Here is a 20,952-nt window from a genome sequence, read left to right as displayed (position 1 = left end):
GCTCGTCCAGTCACTTTGCTGCGAGTTATATTACAAGGTACTCTTTTATAAGAGATAACAGGTATCGTTTCCAGTCCCCTAACGGGTACTGTAGATCATGAGGGCATGGTCATGTTAAGTAAATTCGAGCAAGTACAAAAACAATGGGGCGGCACCAGTGACGTTATAGACCACTGGTTGATGTCGCGACAGCAATTGCTAATCGATTACTGCAAGTTAGCCGGTCTTCCCCCGTTCGAGCAAAACAATCGTCAGCTTCCAACGTCATCCCAACTGCAACTCTTCAGCCAAGAACTGGTCGACTATATCTCTGAAGGTCATTTCAAGATTTACGATATGGTCATGGAGCGCTGGAATGCGACTGGCTACTCGCCAACAGAAGAAATTTCGCAGCTTTACGCACAAATCACCCAAACCACCGATCCCCTGCTGAACTTCACCGAGAAGTACACCGAACTCGGCGAAGACAGCGAGCTCGAAGACTTTGATTCCGATCTCTCCAGTATTGGTGAGCTGATCGAGATCCGCTTCGCGCTGGAAGATGGTTTAATCGAACTGATCAGCGAAAGCCTAGCCTGCCCGCCGGGCGCCTAGCCATTCGCTGCAACCGCCCTCCCACCAGCCTGACACCGCGGCAGGCTGGCTTGGCTTTTTACGCCTTTGATACCCACCACCTTTTCCTTACCGCCCAACCCATTGCCTTTTTAACACGCGCTAAAACCAACCTGGATACGTATTTATGTAGGCCGCTATAAATCGCAGGCAATAAAAAAGGGCACCCGAAGGTACCCTTTTATGTCGATTCGATAACTAAGGCTTAGTTCTCGTCGCTTAGGCCTGCATTCAGAAGTGCAGCAAGATCTTGTGAAGCTTGCTCTGCATCTACCTGAGGTGCTACTGGCTCTAGCTCTGCATCGCGCTGACGCTGACGCTCCTGGTGGTAGGCAAAACCTGTACCCGCAGGGATCAGACGACCCACGATTACGTTCTCTTTCAGGCCACGTAGTTCGTCACGCTTACCAGAAACCGCAGCTTCTGTTAGTACGCGCGTCGTTTCCTGGAACGATGCCGCAGAGATGAACGATTCAGTCGCTAGCGATGCCTTGGTGATACCTAGTAGGTCACGCTCGTAAGACGCTGGTAGCTTACCTTCAGCTTCAAGCTTACGGTTAGCAATGGTCACGCGAGAGTACTCTAGCTGCTCACCAGGTAGGAACTCAGAATCACCAGACGATAGGATGGTTACCTTACGTAGCATCTGACGAACGATAGTCTCGATGTGCTTATCGTTAATCTTAACGCCCTGTAGACGGTAAACTTCCTGAACCTCGTTCACAATGTATTCTGCTACTGCGTGTACACCACGTAGGCGCAGGATATCGTGTGGAGCCTCTGGACCATCGGCGATTACATCACCCTTCTCAACCTTCTCACCTTCGAATACGTTCAGCTGACGCCATTTCGGCACCATCTCTTCGTATGCGTTACCTTCAGCAGGTGTGATGATTAGGCGACGCTTACCTTTCGTTTCTTTACCGAACGAAACAGTACCTGTGATTTCCGCTAGGATTGCAGGCTCTTTAGGCTTACGTGCTTCGAATAGGTCAGCAACTCGTGGTAGACCACCGGTGATATCTTTAGTACCGCCAGATGCCTGTGGGATACGAGCTAGCGTATCACCGATACCAACCATTGCGCCGTCTTCTAGCTGGATGATTGCCTTACCCGGTAGGAAGTACTGAGCTGGCATTTCAGTGCCGGCGATCATTACATCGTTACCGCTTTCGTCAACAAGCTTAACTGTTGGACGCATGTCTTTACCCGCACCAGTACGCTCTGCTGCGTCTAGTACAGTGATCATAGACAGACCTGTTAGCTCATCAGTCTGACGAGAAACAGTAACGCCATCAATCAGGTCAACAAACTGAACACGACCCGCTACTTCAGTGATGATTGGCATTGTGTGCGGGTCCCAGTTAGCGATTACATCGCCAGCCTTCACTTCCGCGCCATCACCCTTCGATAGGTGTGAACCGTATGGCAGTTTGTAGTTCTCTTTAGTACGGCCGAATTCGTCGATAACGCTCATTTCAGTCGCACGAGAGGTAATAACTAGCTTGCCTTCGTTGTTGGTTACGAACTTAGCATTGTGAAGTTTCACAGAACCGTTGTTCTTAACCTGGATGCTGTTCTCAGCAGCCGCTGCCGATGCCGCACCACCGATGTGGAACGTACGCATCGTAAGCTGTGTACCCGGCTCACCGATTGACTGAGCAGCAACAACACCTACTGCCTCACCCTGGTTAACCAAGTGGCCACGTGCTAGGTCACGACCGTAACAGTTCTTACAACAACCGAAGTCGTTTTCACATGTTACTACAGAACGTACTTTCACCTGGTCAACAGAGTTTGCTTCCAGGATGTCACACCACTTCTCGTCAAGCAGCGTGTTACGCGGAGCAAGTACTTCGTCGGTACCCGGCTTGATAACGTCTTCTGCAACCACACGGCCAAGAACACGATCACCTAGCTGCTCTTTAACATCACCACCCTCGATTAGAGGCATCATGGTGATACCTTCGTGCGTACCACAGTCGTCAGACGTGATTACCACATCCTGCGCAACGTCTACTAGACGACGTGTTAGGTAACCGGAGTTCGCTGTCTTAAGTGCGGTATCCGCAAGACCCTTACGAGCACCGTGAGTAGAGATGAAGTACTGTAGTACGTTCAGACCTTCACGGAAGTTCGCGGTGATCGGTGTTTCGATGATTGAGCCATCCGGCTTAGCCATCAGACCACGCATACCCGCTAGCTGACGGATCTGAGCGGCAGAACCACGAGCACCTGAGTCGGCCATCATGTATACGCTGTTGAACGACTTCTGCTGTTCTTCTTCGCCGTCACGGTTGATAACGGTATCGAAAGACAGGTTATCCATCATCGCTTTAGCAACCTGCTCGTTCGCCGTTGCCCAGATATCGATAACTTTGTTGTAGCGCTCACCCGCGGTTACAAGACCAGACTGGAACTGCTCCTGGATCTCAGCAACTTCGGCTTCAGCTTCGGCGATCTTGGTGTATTTCGCTTCTGGTACAACCATATCGTCGATACCAACAGACACACCAGATAGTGCCGCGTAAGCAAAACCTGTGTACATGATCTGGTCAGCAAAGATAACAGTATCTTTCATGCCCAGCTCACGGTAACAAGTGTTAAGCAGTTTAGAGATCTGCTTCTTACCCAGTGCTTCGGTGTTTACAAGGCTGTATGGAAGACCTTTCGGTACGATAGTCCATAGCATTGCACGACCAACAGTCGTATCAACCAGCTTAGTGTCAGCAACTAGGTTGCCTTGCTCGTCAGCTTGGTATTCAGTGATACGCACTTTAACGCGAGCGTGTAGCTCAGCATTACCGGTACGGTAAGCTTTTTCAGCTTCAGCAGAACCTTCAAGGTACATGCCTTCGCCTTTCGCGTTGATCTTTTCACGAGTCATGTAGTAAAGACCCAATACAACGTCCTGAGAAGGTACGATGATCGGATCACCAGATGCTGGTGAAAGGATGTTGTTGGTAGACATCATCAGTGCACGAGCTTCAAGCTGTGCTTCCAGAGTTAGGGGTACGTGTACCGCCATCTGGTCACCATCGAAGTCGGCGTTATATGCCGCACACACTAGTGGGTGAAGCTGAATCGCTTTACCTTCGATTAGTACTGGTTCGAATGCCTGAATACCTAGACGGTGCAGCGTTGGTGCACGGTTAAGCATTACTGGGTGTTCGCGGATCACTTCGTCTAGGATATCCCAAACAACAGCTTCTTCGCGCTCTACCATCTTCTTAGCAGCTTTGATTGTAGTCGCCAGACCACGTGTCTCTAGCTTGCCGTAGATGAATGGCTTAAATAGCTCAAGTGCCATCTTCTTAGGAAGACCACACTGATGCAGGCGTAGGTATGGACCTACGGTGATAACAGAACGACCCGAGTAGTCAACACGCTTACCAAGTAGGTTCTGACGGAAGCGACCCTGCTTACCTTTGATCATGTCAGCCAAAGATTTCAGAGGACGCTTGTTAGAACCAGTGATAGCGCGGCCACGGCGACCGTTATCTAGCAATGCATCAACAGACTCCTGAAGCATACGTTTTTCGTTACGTACGATGATATCAGGAGCAGCCAGGTCTAGAAGACGCTTCAGACGGTTGTTACGGTTGATTACGCGACGGTACAGATCGTTAAGATCTGAAGTTGCGAAACGACCACCATCTAGCGGTACCAACGGACGTAGATCCGGCGGCAGAACTGGCAGTACAGACAGGATCATCCACTCTGGGTTGTTACCTGACTGTAGGAATGCTTCTACAAGCTTAAGGCGCTTGGTTAGTTTCTTACGCTTAGTTTCAGAGTTAGTTTCTTCTAGCTCTTCGCGCATTAGTTCGATTTCGGCACTCAGGTCCATGTTGGCCAGCAATGCTTTAACCGCTTCTGCACCCATCTTAGCGTCGAATTCGTCGCCCCACTCTTCAAGTGCATCCAGGTACTGCTCTTCTGACAGCAGCTGGCTACGCTCAAGGTTGGTCATACCTGGTTCGATTACTACGTATGATTCGAAGTAAAGTACACGCTCGATGTCACGTAGCGGCATGTCCATTAACAGACCGATACGAGATGGCAGTGACTTAAGGAACCAGATGTGGGCTACAGGTGAAGCTAGCTCGATGTGACCCATACGCTCACGACGTACCTTGGTCTGAGTAACTTCAACACCACATTTTTCACAGATAACACCACGGTGCTTCAGGCGCTTGTACTTGCCACAAAGACACTCGTAGTCTTTTACCGGGCCAAAGATACGTGCACAGAAAAGACCGTCACGCTCAGGCTTAAAAGTACGGTAGTTGATGGTTTCTGGTTTTTTAACTTCACCGAAAGACCATGAACGGATCATGTCAGGTGAAGCAAGACCGATTTTGATTGCATCAAATTCTTCAGTCTTGTGTTGTGCTTTCAGAAACTTAAGTAAGTCTTTCACATTCGGCTCCTGTGAGGAGTTGACCCATAAAGGCACCAGTCTGCTGGTGCCTTCATATTTATACCGGAGTAACTAATAAATCTTGGTATGAACCGAGGCTTATTCGTCTTCCAGCTCGATGTTGATACCCAACGAGCGGATTTCTTTCAACAATACGTTGAACGATTCCGGCATACCAGGTTCCATACGATGGTCGCCATCGACGATGTTCTTGTACATCTTCGTACGGCCGTTAACGTCATCCGACTTAACAGTTAGCATTTCCTGTAGGGTGTAAGCTGCGCCATATGCTTCTAGCGCCCACACTTCCATCTCACCGAAACGCTGACCACCGAACTGAGCTTTACCACCCAGCGGCTGCTGAGTAACAAGGCTGTAAGAACCGGTAGAACGGGCATGCATCTTGTCATCAACCAAGTGGTTTAGTTTCAGCATGTACATGTAACCAACAGTTACAGGACGCTCAAACGCATCACCGGTACGACCGTCAAACAGTGTCAGCTGACCAGACTCAGGTAGATCACCCAGCTTCAGCAGCTCTTTGATCGATGCTTCAGGCGCACCGTCAAATACTGGTGTAGCGATAGGCAGACCGTTACGTAGGTTCTTGATCAGAGTACGTACTTCTTCGTCAGACAGCGCTGCGATGTCTACTTTCTGGCGAGTATCGCCTAAATCGTAAACCTTCTGCAGGAAGTTACGGAACTGGTGTAGTTCCTGCTGCTGCTTCAGCATCTCGTTCAGCTTGTCACCGATACCTTTCGCCGCAAGACCCAAGTGAGTCTCAAGGATCTGACCGATGTTCATACGAGACGGTACACCCAGTGGGTTCAGTACGATATCAACAGTTTGACCTTTTTCATCGTACGGCATGTCTTCAACAGGACAAATCTTAGAGATTACACCCTTGTTACCGTGACGACCCGCCATCTTATCACCAGGCTGGATGCGACGCTTAACAGCTAGGTATACTTTAACAATCTTAAGTACGCCCGGCGCTAGGTCATCACCCTGAGTGATCTTACGACGCTTAGTCTCAAACTTCTTATCGAACTCAGCTTTCAGTTCATCATACTGCTCTGCAAGCTGCTCCAGCTGGTTCTGCTGGCCTTCGTCGTCAAGAGTCTGTGCAAACAGCTTCTCGCGGTCCATCGAAAGTAGTTTATCTTCGCTGTAACCCGCAGAAAGTAGAAGCGTACGAACACGTGCAAGAAGACCACCCTCAAGGATCTGGAATTCTTCCGTGATATCTTTCTTCGCTTCTTTCAGCTGCATCTCTTCAATTTCAAGCGCACGCTTGTCTTTTTCTACGCCATCGCGGGTAAATACCTGAACGTCGATGATCGTACCAGACACAGAGTTTGGTACACGTAGTGAAGAGTCTTTAACATCAGATGCTTTTTCACCGAAGATAGCACGTAGTAGCTTCTCTTCAGGTGTTAGCTGAGTTTCGCCCTTAGGCGTCACTTTACCAACTAGGATGTCGCCACCCTTAACTTCTGCACCGATGTAAACGATACCTGACTCATCCAGCTTAGAAAGTGCTGCTTCACCCACGTTAGGGATGTCGGCAGTAATTTCTTCAGCACCCAGCTTAGTATCACGCGCCACACAAGAAAGCTCTTGGATGTGGATAGTTGTTAGGCGATCTTCCTGAACAACACGCTCTGAAACTAGGATGGAATCCTCAAAGTTGTAACCGTTCCAAGGCATGAACGCGATACGCATGTTCTGGCCAAGGGCTAGTTCACCAAGGTCGGTAGAAGGACCATCAGCAAGTACGTCACCGCGAGCCACAGGCTCACCCGGCATCACTGTAGGACGCTGGTTGATACATGTGTTCTGGTTAGAACGGGTGTACTTGGTCAGGTTGTAGATGTCGATACCCGCTTCGCCTGGTACTAGCTCATCTTCGTTAACTTTGATAACGATACGAGAAGCATCCACAGACTGAACAGTACCGCCACGCTTAGCAACAGCGGTTACACCTGAGTCAACGGCTACGTTACGCTCAATACCAGTACCTACTAGCGGCTTGTCAGCGCGTAGCGTTGGTACTGCCTGACGTTGCATGTTCGCACCCATAAGGGCACGGTTCGCATCATCGTGCTCTAGGAATGGGATCAGAGATGCCGCCACAGATACAACCTGGTTGGTTGCAACGTCCATGTACTGAACATGGTCGCGTGGGTGCAAGCCTGAGTCACCTTTCTGACGAGCAGTGATCAGTTCATCAGAGAATGAACCATCGTCGTTTAGGGCTGCGTTAGCCTGAGCAATAACGTACTGGCCTTCTTCGATAGCAGATAGGTATTCGATTTCTTCGGTTACCTTGCCATCAACCACTTTACGGTATGGAGTTTCCAAGAAACCGTAAGGGTTACACTGAGCAAACGCTGACAGTGAGTTGATTAGACCGATGTTTGGACCTTCAGGCGTTTCGATAGGACATAGACGACCGTAGTGGGTCGCGTGTACGTCTCGAACTTCGAAGCCTGCACGCTCACGAGTCAGACCACCTGGACCAAGCGCCGAGATACGACGTTTGTGAGTAACTTCTGACAGTGGGTTGTTCTGGTCCATAAACTGAGACAGCTGAGAAGAGCCAAAGAACTCTTTAACTGCCGCAGAAATTGGTTTGGCATTAATTAGGTCCTGAGGCATTACTGCATCAAGATCGCCAAGGCTTAGGCGCTCTTTAACAGCACGCTCAACACGTACTAAACCAACACGGAATTGGTTTTCTGCCATTTCACCAACAGAACGGATACGACGGTTACCTAGGTGGTCGATATCATCAACTTCACCTTTACCGTTACGGATATCGATTAGGCGACGCATCACATCAATGATGTCTGCGTGGTCTAGCGTGCCCGCACCCGTTGTTTCGTCACGCTGAAGTGAGCTATTGAACTTCATACGGCCCACAGCAGATAGATCGTAGCGCTCTTCAGAGAAGAACAGGCTTTCGAACAACTGCTCAGCAGCTTCGCGTGTTGGTGGCTCGCCCGGACGCATCATGCGGTAGATTTCTACTAGCGCACTTAGACGGTCAGTCGTGCTGTCGACACGGATGGTGTCAGACATGTACGGACCAAAGTCCAGGTCGTTTGTGAATAGCACTTCAAGAGACTTGTGGCCCGCTTGTGAAAGCAGAGCTAGCGCCTCTAGGCTCAATTCTTGGTTCGCCGCTGCGATAAGCTCGCCGGTTTCTTCGTTCACGTAATCACGTGCAGCGATTTTACCCACGATGTATTCAACAGGCACTTCAATGTGATCAACACCGTCTTTGCCAAGCTGGCGAATATGACGAGCGGTGATACGGCGGCCCTGTTCTACGTAAACCTTACCGTTCGCTTCAATGTTGAAACTTGCTGTTTCACCACGTAGGCGCTCAGGTACTAGCTCCATAACCAAAGACTTGCCCTGTACTTCGAAGTTTACTTTCTCGAAGAACATGTCAAGGATCTGCTCGGTTGTGTAGCCTAGAGCACGAAGAATGATAGAAGCAGGAAGCTTACGACGACGGTCGATACGTACGAATACGTTATCCTTAGGATCAAATTCGAAATCCAACCATGAACCACGGTATGGGATTACGCGTGCGTTATAAAGCACTTTACCTGAGGAGTGGGTTTTACCCTTATCGCTGTCGAAGAAGACACCCGGGCTACGGTGCAGCTGGGATACGATAACCCTCTCGGTACCGTTAATAACGAATGTACCGTTATCAGTCATGAGCGGAATTTCGCCCATGTAAACTTCTTGTTCTTTAATGTCTTTAACTGTGCCAGCTGGCGCGTCTTTGTCGTACATAACAAGACGAAGCTTCACACGCAAAGGTGCAGAGTAAGTTACGCCACGAATCTGACATTCTTTAACATCGAAGACCGGCTCACCGAGACGATAGCTAACGTATTGCAGCTCGGAATTGCCGTTATAGCTCTGAATTGGAAAAACAGAACGAAAGGCAGCTTCTAGACCGTAATGCCCTTCTGGATCCTGCTCGATGAATTTTTTAAAAGACTCAAGCTGGATCGACAGCAAGTATGGAACATCCAAAACTTGTGGACGCTTACCAAAATCCTTACGGATACGCTTTTTCTCGGTATAAGAGTAAACCATAGGTTCCTCAGATCGCTGATAAGTGATCCAAACTGCTCAAAACGAGGAGCAGTGACTAATAACACTGTTTATTGTAGGAACAGCTCCGCGAAAGCAGGACTGTTTTTTGCATGGAGAGTGGTTAGAAAACAATGTGAAAACACCACTGCCCTACAGCGCAAAAAGGCCGGTGGCTTTTTAGCCACCAGCCATTAGCCAATTAAGGCTAAGAAATTAAGTAATGATTACTTAACTTCAACAGAAGCACCAGCTTCTTCTAGCTGAGCTTTAAGAGCTTCAGCTTCAGCTTTGTCAACACCTTCTTTCAGAGGTGCTGGAGCGCCGTCTACAAGACCTTTAGCTTCTTTAAGACCTAGGCCAGTCGCGCCACGTACAGCTTTGATAGTCGCAACTTTGTTAGGACCAGCAGCTGTTAGGATTACGTCAAATTCAGTCTGCTCTTCAGCTGCTTCTGCAGCTGCGCCGCCCGCTACTACTGCTGCTGCAGCTGTAACGCCGAATTTTTCTTCCATAGCTTCGATTAGCTCAACAACCTGCATTACAGACATTTCTGCAACTGCGTCTAGGATTTGCTCGTTAGTGATAGACATAACAATTCTCTTTAAAAGTCAACAATTAGTTTAAATAGCAATCAATGAAAAGCAAGGGCGATTAAGCCGCAGCTTCTTCTTTCTGATCGCGAACAGCTGCGATAGTACGTACCAGCTTACCAGCAGACGCTTCTTTCATGCACATCATTAGGCGTGCAATTGCTTCGTCGTATGTTGGTAGAGTTGCTAGTACTTCAACGTCAGCAACAGCGCCTTCGAATGCAGCCGCTTTGATCTCGAAATCTTTGTTCTCTTTAGCGAAGTCTTTGAAAAGACGCGCTGCAGCACCTGGGTGCTCGTTAGAGAAACCGATTAGTGTAGGACCTACGAAAGTCTCAGTAAGACATTCGAAATCAGTACCTTCCACTGCACGACGTGCAAGTGTGTTACGAACAACTTTCAGGTAAACGCCGTTTTCACGAGCTTGTTTACGTAGAGAAGTCATCGCACCCACAGCAACGCCACGAGAGTCAGCAACAACTGCAGACAGGGCACCATTGGCAGCTTCGTTGACTTCAGCAACAATTGCTTTTTTGTCTTGAAGGTTCAATGCCATTGGATTTGCTCCTGGATTATGCCGGGTTCCCCCGGACAGTACACCACTCACTGCCGGTATGGCAGGAGAGTTATTACGGCGCAGATCCAAGAAAGACATACATCAATCATGTTCTGGCACCGTCTACGTAGGTAGTTATTAAGTCTTTGCTCGATGAGCTCGACGCCTACGGTCTTGGACGAAGGCTGTGATATAAATCACAACCTCAGCCATGAATTCGGAAACGCCAGATTATACACTAAAATGACGTTTCTGCAAATTACTGTGCGTTAGTTTCCAGAGTGTTCTGGTCTAGCGCTACACCTGCACCCATAGTGGTAGAGATGCTTACTTTCTTGATGAAAGTACCTTTAGCTGAAGAAGGCTTAGCTTTCTTCAGAGCAACTAGAAGAGCTTCTAGGTTCTCTTTTAGTTGAGCAGCATCGAAGTCCACTTTACCGATAGTAGTGTGGATGATGCCGTTTTTGTCGTTACGGTAACGAACCTGACCAGCTTTCGCGTTCTTAACAGCGTCAGCAACGTTAGGAGTTACAGTACCAACTTTAGGGTTTGGCATAAGACCGCGTGGACCAAGGATAGTACCAAGCTGACCTACAACGCGCATTGCATCTGGAGATGCGATAACTACGTCGAAGTTCATTTCGCCTTTCTTAACCTGATCAGCTAGTTCTTCCATACCTACTAGGTCAGCGCCAGCTTCTTTAGCAGCTTCAGCGTTCGCACCCTGAGTGAATACCGCTACGCGGATTTCACGGCCAGTACCGTGTGGTAGTACAGTTGCACCACGTACGTTCTGGTCAGATTTACGAGCATCGATGCCAAGGTTAACAGCAACGTCAACACTTTCAGTGAATTTAGCAGTAGCTAATTCTTTTAGAAGAGCAACAGCTTCGTTGATGTCGTACTCACGTGCAACGTCAACTTTTTCGCGGATTACGCGCATACGCTTAGTTAGTTTTGCCATTGTCTTAACCCTCTACCACTAGACCCATTGAACGAGCAGTACCAGCAATCGAACGCTTCATAGCTTCGATGTCAGCACCAGTCATGTCCGCAGCTTTAGTTTCTGCGATCTCTTGGATCTGAGCGTCAGTTACAGTACCAACTTTCTCAGTGTTCGGACGGCCAGAACCAGACTTAACGCCAGCAGCTTTCTTAAGAAGAACAGCAGCAGGTGGAGTCTTAGTTACGAACGTGAAAGAACGGTCGTTGTATACTGTGATAACAACAGGAATCGGAAGACCTTTCTCGATTGAGTCAGTCTTAGCGTTGAACGCTTTACAGAATTCCATGATGTTCACACCGTGCTGACCTAGAGCAGGACCAACCGGTGGACTTGGGTTTGCTGCACCAGCTGCAACCTGCAGCTTGATGTAAGCTTCTACTTTTTTAGCCATTGCTATTTACCTTAATTTGGGTTCAAACGTCTATTCTCTAGAAATAGACTCCCCGTCTAACGAAAGGGCGCGAAATTATAGTCCAATTTCACGCCCCTGACAACTATAACTGATTATAATTTGATCAGCTTTTTTCTACCTGGCCAAACTCCAGTTCAACTGGGGTTGCACGACCAAAGATCGATACAGATACTTTCAGGCGACTCTTGTCGTAGTCGACTTCTTCTACCACACCGTTAAAGTCTGCAAACGGGCCGTCGATAACACGGACCACTTCACCTGGCTCGAACACAGTTTTGTGAACTGGTGATTCGCTCGCTTTTTCTAGACGATTAAGAATAGCATCTGCTTCTTTATCCGAGATAGGAGCTGGGCGATCTGAAGTACCGCCAATGAACCCCATTACACGAGGAATACTACGTACCAGATGCCATGTCTCGTCGTTCATCACCATCTGTACAAGCACATAACCAGGGAAGAACTTACGTTCGCTCTTACGGCGCTGGCCAGCACGCACTTCCACCACTTCTTCAGTCGGTACCAGTACTTCTTCGAAGTACTCTTCCATGCCATGCATTTTGATATGCTCACGTAGAGATTGGGCAACTCGACCTTCAAAGCCAGAGAATGCCTGCACTACATACCATCGTTTTTTTGGAGCTTCGCTCATGAACTCTTACCTCTACACACCGGTAACTAGGCGGACTAGACGGACCATGATGCCGTCGATACCCCATAAGGCTAACGCCATAATGACAGTGACTGCTAATACGATAAAGGTTGTCTGCGTAGCTTCCTGACGAGTAGGCCATACCACCTTGCGGACTTCCATGCGCGATTCGCGGGCGAACGTGATCGCGGTTTTACCTTTTGCTGTTAGTGCGGCAATACCACCCGCTGCTGCCACTAGGACAACAACTGCAGCAGCACGTAGCACTACAGAAACATCACTGTACAGGTAATTACCAACAACAGCGGCAGCTAGCAAAGCAAATACAACGACCCACTTCAGGCCATCCATACTGCTAGAGCTGCTTTGGTTTTCGGCATTCGCTTTCATACAACCAACCTGTAACTAGTCTCAATATAGACGAAAATAACCCCGCATTGGCGAGGCTAATTATGAAGGAAAGCAATAAAGCTTTAATTACATTAAAAAAACTTCATAGTAATGATTTTTTTTCTGCATTCTTGTGCAAAAAACACTCGACATCAAGATATAGCGCAGAAAAAGGGCATCAAATGATGCCCTTTTTAGTAGCTGGTCGTCAAATATTATTCAACGATCTTAGCAACAACACCAGCACCTACTGTGCGGCCGCCTTCACGGATAGCGAAGCGTAGACCTTCGTCCATCGCGATAGGAGCGATTAGAGTAACAACCATCTGGATGTTGTCACCAGGCATTACCATTTCAACGCCTTCTGGTAGTTCGATAGTACCAGTTACGTCAGTTGTACGGAAGTAGAACTGTGGACGGTAGCCTTTGAAGAATGGCGTGTGACGGCCACCTTCGTCTTTAGATAGTACGTATACTTCTGATTCGAAAGTAGTGTGCGGAGTGATTGAACCTGGCTTAGCAAGAACCTGACCACGCTCAACTTCGTCACGCTTAGTACCACGTAGTAGAACACCAACGTTCTCACCAGCACGGCCTTCGTCAAGAAGCTTACGGAACATCTCAACACCAGTACAAGTCGTTGTAGTGGTCTCTTTGATACCGATGATTTCTACTTCGTCACCTACAGTGATGATACCCTGCTCAACACGACCAGTTACAACAGTACCACGGCCCTGGATTGAGAATACATCTTCGATAGGTAGGATGAACGGACGATCGATCGCACGCTCTGGCTCTGGGATGTAAGAATCTAGCGCTTCAGCTAGCTCAACGATCTTGTCTTCCCACTCTTTCTCGCCGTTTAGAGCGCCAAGAGCAGAACCCATGATTACTGGGCAGTCGTCACCTGGGAATTCGTACTCAGATAGAAGTTCACGAACTTCCATTTCTACTAGTTCTAGAAGCTCTTCGTCATCAACCATGTCACACTTGTTCATGAACACGATGATGTATGGGATACCAACCTGACGGCCTAGTAGGATGTGCTCACGAGTCTGAGGCATTGGGCCATCAGTTGCAGCAACAACTAGGATACCACCGTCCATCTGCGCAGCACCGGTGATCATGTTTTTAACGTAATCGGCGTGTCCTGGGCAGTCTACGTGTGCGTAGTGACGAGTTGGAGTATCGTACTCTACGTGAGAAGTAGAGATTGTGATACCACGCTCGCGCTCTTCTGGAGCGTTATCGATAGATGCGAAGTCTTTAGCCTCACCACCGTATACTTTTGATAGAGTAGTACAGATAGCAGCAGTTAGAGTAGTTTTACCGTGGTCAACGTGGCCGATAGTACCAACGTTAACGTGCGGTTTAGTACGTTCAAATTTTTCTTTAGACATGGATAGTCCCTCTAGGCACGGTATTTGGTGGCATTACGACCACACAACCAATCATGGGTTTGTAGAGTATATATCAAAAGGATTGAACTGACTTGAAGAGAGAGTGGTGCTAATAGACGGATTTGAACCGTCGACCTCACCCTTACCAAGGGTGCGCTCTACCAACTGAGCTATATCAGCACACAAGAAGTATGGAGCGGGCAGCGGGAATCGAACCCGCATCATCAGCTTGGAAGGCTGAGGTAATAGCCATTATACGATGCCCGCGAAACTCGTCACTCGTTAAGCTATTTCAATCTATTGAAAATGGTGGAGGGAGATGGATTCGAACCATCGAAGGCAGAGCCGTCAGATTTACAGTCTGATCCCTTTGGCCACTCGGGAACCCCTCCAAATTTTTATGCACTTTCACTCATTTAGGAGAAAGTGGTGCCGACTACCGGAATCGAACTGGTGACCTACTGATTACAAGTCAGTTGCTCTACCTACTGAGCTAAGTCGGCTCAAGTGCTGCGCATTCTAGAGAACTTACGAAAGCCTTGCAATACCTTTAGCCAGTTTTTTTTGCGAGTTTTTACCTCCCGCTGAAAAAAACACCACTATCGACATTTTGCATACAAAGCAAGGCCTTCCAGCACCAGCTCCGAACGGTGGCTGTATTGTTTGCCCCATGATGTAGGCAAGTGGCGAACGCCGCCCCCACATAGGATCACTTCAGGCTCAGATTTCAGTTTTTCACGTGCTTGCGACAGGCCAAATTCAATCAAGCCGACCAAAGCTGCACGGCAGCCATTTTTCAAACCGTCGGCGGTATTATCGGCAAACACCAGTTCATCATTATGGTCGCGGTCAGAAAAGACTTTGGTCGTGTTTTCTAACACAGACTTCATCATCAGTTGGTAGCCAGGCGCTATCCAACCGCCGAGGTGCTTACCTTCTTCCGACATGACGTCAAAAGTAAGTGCCGTACCGATATCAACAATCACTGTCGGCTTTTTAAATTCTTGGCGAATAGCAACGAGCGTTAGCCAGCGATCCACGCCAAGGTATTGGTATTCGCTGTAGGCGTTTTTGACACCAAAGTCTTTTTTCAGTGTTTTAACCTGCAAGACGGGAATATTTGCCAACTGGGAAATACGCTGGATTGAGTTATCAACCTCAACCGGCCCCACACTAGCAAACACAATTCTGGTGATTCCCTTCTCCAGCAGTGGTTCCAATACCATTTCAAGCTTACGGCTTGGGTAACGTCCCAAAAGCTCAAAACTACCGTCTTCAAATAACTGGGCAACCTTGACGTAGGTATTACCCGCTTCAATCAAAATCTGCATTAACAACCTCTAAGGCTGATTTCTCCACCGATGTAAGGGGTGATCCCCTCATCGGTTTCAAGTAATAGCGCCCCCTGACCATTGATACCGCGGGCAATTCCTTCGACCACACGCTCACCAATTAATAATTTCACAGGGCGATCCAAAAAGTTATCTAAACGATTCCATCGCTCAATAAAGCCTTCAAGCCCGATGGCTTCATACTGAGCCAGCGTTTGTTGCAGCTGCTTTATCAAAGTTGCAGCTAAGGTGTTTCGCTCAGGGAGAGAATCACAGGCTTGTGACAAGTTGGTCCACGCCTGTCCAATATCAGCCCCTTCGAGTTCGGGCATCTTGATATTCAGTCCCATGCCTATCACTAGATGGGCAGCATCACCCGCTTGGCCGGTCATCTCAATGAGGATCCCTGCAAGTTTCTTGTCATCGAGGTAGATATCATTGGGCCATTTCACCCGAACACCTTCGGCTCCCAATGACTCCAAGGCCTCAGCAATGGCGACACCAACGACCAGGCTCAGCCCCATCGCCGCCGCCATACCGGCATCCAAACGCCAGTACATCGAAAGGTACAGGTTACTGCCAAACGGCGATAACCACTGGCGGCCTCGGCGGCCACGTCCAGCCTGCTGGTATTCAGCCAGGCAAGTTGCCCCACTTGGCAAGGTACCAACCCGATCCAACAAATATTGGTTGGTTGAATCAATAACAGGAATAACATCCAAGTTCGCGCACTTTACCTGAGCTAGAATCTTATCGCAATCAAGCAGTTCCAGTTTTGCTGGTAGGCAATAGCCTTTCCCTTGCACACGATACACATCCAATCCCCAGGACTGCAGGATTTTTATTTGCTTGCTAATGGCAGCTCGCGATATACCAAGCTTCTCACCCAGTGCCTCGCCGGAGTGGAATGTACCATCGGATAATAATGAGATCAGGGCAAGTCGCGTGCTATGCTCTTTCATCGATTAAACTCCGCTAAAGAAGTCTCTGCTGTCGCAGCAATAAATCGCACTTCATGCTCAAGGGTTATGTTGAATTTTGACTCAACACTATTCACAACATGTTGAGCCAAGGCTATCACGTCATCAGCCGAGGCATCATGATAATTCACTAACACCAAAGCTTGATTATCATGCACTCTTGCCCCACCAATTTGAAAGCCTTTCAAGCCACACTGATCAATCAACCATCCAGCAGCCACTTTCACCTCACCATTTGGTTGCTGGTAGCAAGGCATGTTTGGTGACTGATTGGTCAGCGTTGCTGCGTGTTCAGCACTGATCACCGGGTTCTTGAAAAAACTACCCGCGTTCCCCATTTCGGCAGGATCAGGCAACTTACTTTGGCGAACCGCACAAACCTCATGGAAGATATCTCTGGCCGAAACGGTTTTTGCATCGAACTTAGCCAGAGGGCCGTAAGTGATATTCGGGCTCCACGCTTTCGTGAGCTCAATACCTACCGCAGTAATGGCGTGCGAGTTTTTTAGCGCATGCTTAAATACCGAGTCTCGATAACCAAACAGGCATTCACTGGCAGAGAGGCGCTGAGACTTACCTGTCGCCAACTCCACAACATCGACATATTGGCAAACATCCTGAAGCTCAACACCATAGGCGCCAATATTCTGGATAGGGGATGAGCCAACACAACCAGGGATCAAGGCGAGGTTCTCAAGACCCGGGATATTATTTTCAACCGTTGTTTTAACCAGTTGGTGCCAGTCTTCCCCGGATCCGACATGCAATAGGTATGAAGAGCTTGTCTCAGTAATTTCAATTCCTTTTATTCTATTGAGAATAATTAGGCCGGCATATGGCTCACAAAAAAGCAAATTGCTCCCCTGCCCAACAATGAGCTTAGGGACACCACGGTATTCCTCTGCCTGCCAGATTAAAGCAAGCTCATCAGCGGTTTCAGCTTCTACTATTTTATCCGCATCCACATCGATACCGAATGTGTGAAAAGGTACGAGCGACCTATCCTGCAAAACTTTCATGCTATTTATGACCTATACCTTTTATACTAAGCACTGCATTTTAACTGATTCAATCACGCGGCGCAGTGTTTTCACCATGACCAATATAAGATTCCATCCTTTGGAGCCATTACGGTTTCCCCTGATTAACCGCCTATACAAAGCCCATTATCCAGCTGGTAAAGCAAAAAAGGATGAAGTCATCTGGATAGGTGAAAATAACACTGGTATTCAATGTTGTGTCAGATTTAAGCAATTTGATAGCTATCAATTACTTACTGGCATGTTTGTCTTGCCAACCATGAGAGGTCAAGGGCTGGGGTTGGCGCTAGCAGATGCATGCGTACCTCAATTTAAAACGAAGACATGTTTCTGCTTTGCCTTCTCACATCTAGAAAACTTCTATCATCAAGCACACTTCAAAACCATCGAAGATAATGAACTCCCAGAGCCGCTACAAAGCAGAATCAAGCGTTACCGGCAATCAGGCAAAAACCTCATTGCAATGCAGTATGCACACTAATTTACATTTAATGTATCTATCCGTGAACTAAGCCAACACCGTAATTAATAGTCAATCGCTATTTTCTGGTATAATTGCTCTCTTAATTCACAGATTCCTCCTACTTTAGGTCGCGTAAACGAGGCGATAATGGATTCAGCTATTGCTAACAAGCAACGCATTGAGCAACTGCCATGTATTGCACACAAGCCAGAAGATTTAGAGACACTTCTTGATGCAGGATCGTTCCGTGAACGTCTCCACACAGAGATCTCCAGCTCTAAAAACCGTATTTATCTGGTTGCCCTTTACTTACAAGATGATGAAGCAGGTAGAGGCATTCTAACTGCACTTTATGAAGCCAAGCAGGCAAACCCTGAACTTGATATTAAAGTGCTTGTTGATTGGCACCGAGCCCAACGCGGCCTGATTGGGGCAGCCCAATCAGATGGCAATGCCGCACTTTACAGAGAGTTTTCTGAAAAATACCAACACCAGATTGATATTCTCGGTGTTCCTGTTCGTAACCGTGAGGTCTTTGGTGTCTTGCACCTAAAAGGCTTTGTTATTGATGATAAAGTCATATACAGCGGAGCGAGCCTCAATGATGTCTATCTCGCCCAGCACCAACGCTACCGCTACGACCGCTACCATGTTCTGCATAATGCGAAACTAGCCGATAGCATGGCAACGTTTATTGTGGAGACCTTGGTCAACAGCGATGCCGTTAACTGCCTGAGCCAGAGCCACCGCCCTGAAACTAGAATGCTGAAGGGTGCAATCAAAGATCTGCGCCTGAAATTACAAAGAGCTAGTTATCAGTTTGCTCCTGAAGCGGTTTCTAGTAGCGAGGTAGGCCTTACCCCGCTCGTTGGACTTGGTAAGCGTAAAAACAAGCTTAACCAACATATTTGCACTTTGATTGCCAGCGCCAAATCTGAGCTGACTATCTGTACGCCGTATTTCAACTTCCCAAGAAGTATTAGCCGCGAAGTCAAAAGGGCCCTTCGACGTGGCGTTAAGGTCACGATTGTGGTTGGTGATAAGACAGCAAATGATTTCTACATTCCGCCAAGTGAGCCTTTCAAGACAATTGCCGGGCTACCGTACCTGTACGAAGTAAACCTGCGTCACTTTGCTAAACAAAATGAAGCCGCAATTGCTCGTCGCCAACTTGCTATCCACCTATGGAAGCATAATGACAATAGCTTCCACTTAAAAGGTGTGTGGGTAGATCGTAGCTATATGCTGATCACCGGTAACAACCTAAACCCAAGAGCTTGGAAGCTTGATCTTGAAAATGCCATTTTGGTTCATGATAAGAACCAGCTACTGGCAGAGCAGAAGCAACAAGAACTCGAATGTATACTGCAGCATACGCAACTTATTGGCAGTTATAAGTTCATCGATAAGATTGACGCATACCCAGCCCCGGTAAGAAAATTAATTAAGCGTATCCGCCGGATCAAAGCCGACCATATCCTGAACCAGATTCTTTAGGTGCATAGTATGACCATCGCAGCGATTGATGTAGATCCTCAGAAAACATTCACTCCCTTGTGCCCAGATGAACTTCCGGTCCAAGAAGGTGACTTGATAGGGCCTGCACTCAATGCACAAGCCTTACTGGCTGACTTTCGCGTACTAACCAAAGACGCACACCCGAGAGGGGCTGTTTGGTCTGTCGATAAACACGAGGAAATGTTGAAGCCTCTTGATTATCCTAATGCAGACCTAACCTGGGTCAGCCATGCGGTTCCTGGAACGAAAGGATTTGAAACAATCCCTCAGCTTCCTTCGATCACAGACTATGATCATGTTATTTGGAAAGGGATCGAGCCAGATCTTCATCCATATGGAGCCTGCTTCCATGATCTTCATGAACAATTGAGCACTGGTCTAATTGAGTGGCTGCAAGCAAAGCATGTTACCACTGTGCTAGTTGGCGGTTTAGCAACAGATTACTGTGTCAAGACAACAGCCTTACAGCTACAAGCTACCGGGTTATTTAAGGTCATCGTCAATCTTGATACTTGTCGTGGCATCGCACCAGATACCACAACTCAAGCATGCAAAGAGATGGCAACGGCAGGCATTACTGTTGCTAATAACCTCTCAGAGGTCAAAAGCTTCCTATAAATACAACTCATCGGGTGGGATAACCCACCCTTTCTTTTTTCAGCCCCAATAACCTACAGTTGCACTTTCTCTTCTATCCCTTCAGTCTAACTCTCTTTAAGTACTTCAAGCATTCAAGCTAGCTAAATCGTTCCAAGTACTTATTACTGTATCGTCGATACTAGACCGTAGCTTTATTATTGAGGCTATCCTTAGCGATTACACGGCCTAGAGCTGTACAGCAGCAGTTCGATTATGCCTACTTGTTTAGCTCCGTTTGTCCAAGCCGAGGGGTCTGCGAAGCGATTGTTGTACCTTGGAGCAACAAAGAGATCATGAGTGAACATTTAAAGCAGATATCGAGGGCAACTCATACAGGCCGTTATGCTGTTGTCATTATGGATGGTGCAGGCTGGCATGGAACCAGTTTTTAGCAAGTAGCGAAAGGGTATCGAAAATGTGTTCGAGGAAGTAGATAAACCTGACCAGTTAATTTTCCAGATTGGTATCAGAAATTCCCAAGTCGAGCGACGGGAAGCCTAGCCTGATGTTTCTTGAACACCAAACGTAAAAAAGCCCAAGTCGTAAGACTTGGGCTTAGTATAAGTGGCGGAGCAGCCGGGCTGGCGCTCCAGTGGGACTCAAAGCGCACGGCCAGTGCCGCGACCAAAGTGCTGCGCACTTTTAGGATGTGTAGAATGCAAAAAGCCCCGTCTTTCGACGAGGCTTCTTAATAAGTGGCGGAGCGGACGGGACTCGAACCCGCGACCCCCGGCGTGACAGGCCGGTATTCTAACCAACTGAACTACCGCTCCACTCAAACCACCGCATGGTTATTGCGGTGATCTAAATTGGAAGCC

16 protein-coding genes, 5 tRNA genes and 1 pseudogene are annotated in these 20,952 nt (G+C 47.9%); 5 read left to right on the top strand and 17 right to left on the bottom strand.

Going from position 1 to position 20,952, the window contains the following annotated elements:
• Nucleotides 1-111 precede the first annotated feature (111 nt).
• Nucleotides 112-594 (top strand): Rsd/AlgQ family anti-sigma factor, encoded by a 483-nt coding sequence (locus tag C9I98_RS23410; protein ID WP_036817342.1) that lies wholly within the window; start codon nucleotides 112-114, stop codon nucleotides 592-594.
• 223 nt (nucleotides 595-817) lie between these two features.
• Here the strand turns inward: C9I98_RS23410 and rpoC are convergent, their stop codons facing one another.
• From rpoC to murB, 16 genes are all read right to left on the bottom strand, one after another.
• Nucleotides 818-5,035 carry a DNA-directed RNA polymerase subunit beta' gene (gene rpoC, locus C9I98_RS23405; RefSeq protein ID WP_036817339.1) on the bottom strand — a complete coding sequence of 1,406 codons (4,218 nt, stop codon included), beginning with the start codon at nucleotides 5,033-5,035 and terminating at the stop codon, nucleotides 818-820.
• Between the two features lie 99 nt (nucleotides 5,036-5,134).
• Nucleotides 5,135-9,160 carry a DNA-directed RNA polymerase subunit beta gene (gene rpoB, locus C9I98_RS23400; RefSeq protein WP_036817336.1) on the bottom strand — a complete coding sequence of 1,342 codons (4,026 nt, stop codon included), beginning with the start codon at nucleotides 9,158-9,160 and terminating at the stop codon, nucleotides 5,135-5,137.
• A gap of 224 nt (nucleotides 9,161-9,384) precedes the next feature.
• Complete coding sequence (gene rplL, locus C9I98_RS23395; RefSeq protein ID WP_036817334.1) at nucleotides 9,385-9,750, bottom strand: 50S ribosomal protein L7/L12; 366 nt, start codon at nucleotides 9,748-9,750, stop codon at nucleotides 9,385-9,387.
• 61 nt (nucleotides 9,751-9,811) lie between these two features.
• Entirely contained in the window at nucleotides 9,812-10,306 is a 495-nt protein-coding gene (gene rplJ, locus C9I98_RS23390) for a 50S ribosomal protein L10 (RefSeq protein ID WP_036817332.1), read from the bottom strand.
• A gap of 259 nt (nucleotides 10,307-10,565) precedes the next feature.
• Nucleotides 10,566-11,270, bottom strand: coding sequence for a 50S ribosomal protein L1 (gene rplA / locus C9I98_RS23385; protein WP_036817331.1), 705 nt, complete (start codon nucleotides 11,268-11,270; stop codon nucleotides 10,566-10,568).
• A gap of 4 nt (nucleotides 11,271-11,274) precedes the next feature.
• Entirely contained in the window at nucleotides 11,275-11,703 is a 429-nt protein-coding gene (gene rplK, locus C9I98_RS23380) for a 50S ribosomal protein L11 (RefSeq protein WP_036817329.1), read from the bottom strand.
• A gap of 124 nt (nucleotides 11,704-11,827) precedes the next feature.
• Nucleotides 11,828-12,373, bottom strand: coding sequence for a transcription termination/antitermination protein NusG (nusG, locus tag C9I98_RS23375; protein ID WP_036817326.1), 546 nt, complete (start codon nucleotides 12,371-12,373; stop codon nucleotides 11,828-11,830).
• 12 nt (nucleotides 12,374-12,385) lie between these two features.
• Nucleotides 12,386-12,763, bottom strand: a complete 378-nt coding sequence (secE, locus tag C9I98_RS23370; RefSeq protein ID WP_036817323.1) for a preprotein translocase subunit SecE — start codon at nucleotides 12,761-12,763, stop codon at nucleotides 12,386-12,388.
• 215 nt (nucleotides 12,764-12,978) lie between these two features.
• Nucleotides 12,979-14,163: an elongation factor Tu gene (tuf, locus tag C9I98_RS23365; RefSeq protein WP_107272536.1), complete on the bottom strand. Its 1,185-nt coding sequence runs from the start codon at nucleotides 14,161-14,163 to the stop codon at nucleotides 12,979-12,981.
• Between the two features lie 104 nt (nucleotides 14,164-14,267).
• Nucleotides 14,268-14,343, bottom strand: a tRNA-Thr gene (locus C9I98_RS23360).
• 12 nt (nucleotides 14,344-14,355) lie between these two features.
• A tRNA-Gly gene (locus C9I98_RS23355) sits at nucleotides 14,356-14,430 on the bottom strand.
• 40 nt (nucleotides 14,431-14,470) lie between these two features.
• Nucleotides 14,471-14,555, bottom strand: a tRNA-Tyr gene (locus C9I98_RS23350).
• Nucleotides 14,556-14,590: 35 nt separating this feature from the next.
• Nucleotides 14,591-14,666 (bottom strand) — tRNA-Thr (locus C9I98_RS23345).
• Between the two features lie 96 nt (nucleotides 14,667-14,762).
• Nucleotides 14,763-15,494 carry a type III pantothenate kinase gene (locus C9I98_RS23340; protein WP_036817194.1) on the bottom strand — a complete coding sequence of 244 codons (732 nt, stop codon included), beginning with the start codon at nucleotides 15,492-15,494 and terminating at the stop codon, nucleotides 14,763-14,765.
• A complete protein-coding gene (birA, locus tag C9I98_RS23335) occupies nucleotides 15,494-16,456 on the bottom strand; it encodes a bifunctional biotin--[acetyl-CoA-carboxylase] ligase/biotin operon repressor BirA (RefSeq protein WP_036817193.1) in 963 nt (320 codons plus the stop codon). The genes C9I98_RS23340 and birA overlap by 1 nt, the downstream gene beginning before the upstream one ends.
• Entirely contained in the window at nucleotides 16,453-17,493 is a 1,041-nt protein-coding gene (gene murB, locus C9I98_RS23330; protein ID WP_036817191.1) for a UDP-N-acetylmuramate dehydrogenase, read from the bottom strand. The genes birA and murB overlap by 4 nt, the downstream gene beginning before the upstream one ends.
• Between murB and C9I98_RS23325 the strand changes: the two genes are divergently transcribed.
• The 4 genes and pseudogenes from C9I98_RS23325 to C9I98_RS26945 all read left to right on the top strand — a co-directional run.
• A complete protein-coding gene (locus C9I98_RS23325; RefSeq protein ID WP_245907229.1) occupies nucleotides 17,492-17,995 on the top strand; it encodes a GNAT family N-acetyltransferase in 504 nt (167 codons plus the stop codon). The two genes, murB and C9I98_RS23325, sit on opposite strands and share 2 nt — an antisense overlap.
• A 129-nt stretch (nucleotides 17,996-18,124) precedes the next feature.
• The gene (gene pssA, locus C9I98_RS23320) at nucleotides 18,125-19,474 is read left to right on the top strand and encodes a CDP-diacylglycerol--serine O-phosphatidyltransferase (RefSeq protein ID WP_036817188.1); all 1,350 of its coding nucleotides are present in this window, start codon (nucleotides 18,125-18,127) and stop codon (nucleotides 19,472-19,474) included.
• 9 nt (nucleotides 19,475-19,483) lie between these two features.
• Complete coding sequence (locus C9I98_RS23315; RefSeq protein WP_036817186.1) at nucleotides 19,484-20,113, top strand: nicotinamidase; 630 nt, start codon at nucleotides 19,484-19,486, stop codon at nucleotides 20,111-20,113.
• 200 nt (nucleotides 20,114-20,313) lie between these two features.
• A pseudogene (locus C9I98_RS26945) lies at nucleotides 20,314-20,511 on the top strand (IS630 family transposase); the annotation flags it as partial.
• Between the two features lie 319 nt (nucleotides 20,512-20,830).
• Here the strand turns inward: C9I98_RS26945 and C9I98_RS23310 are convergent.
• Nucleotides 20,831-20,907: transfer RNA gene (locus C9I98_RS23310), tRNA-Asp, on the bottom strand.
• Nucleotides 20,908-20,952: the final 45 nt, after the last annotated feature.

The sequence above is a fragment of the Photobacterium sanctipauli genome, from assembly GCF_003026495.1.
In the GTDB taxonomy this organism is placed as follows: Bacteria; Pseudomonadota; Gammaproteobacteria; order Enterobacterales; family Vibrionaceae; genus Photobacterium; species Photobacterium sanctipauli.
The sequence above is the reverse complement of the archived record's forward strand: the minus strand, read 5'-3'. Positions and strand labels throughout refer to the sequence as shown.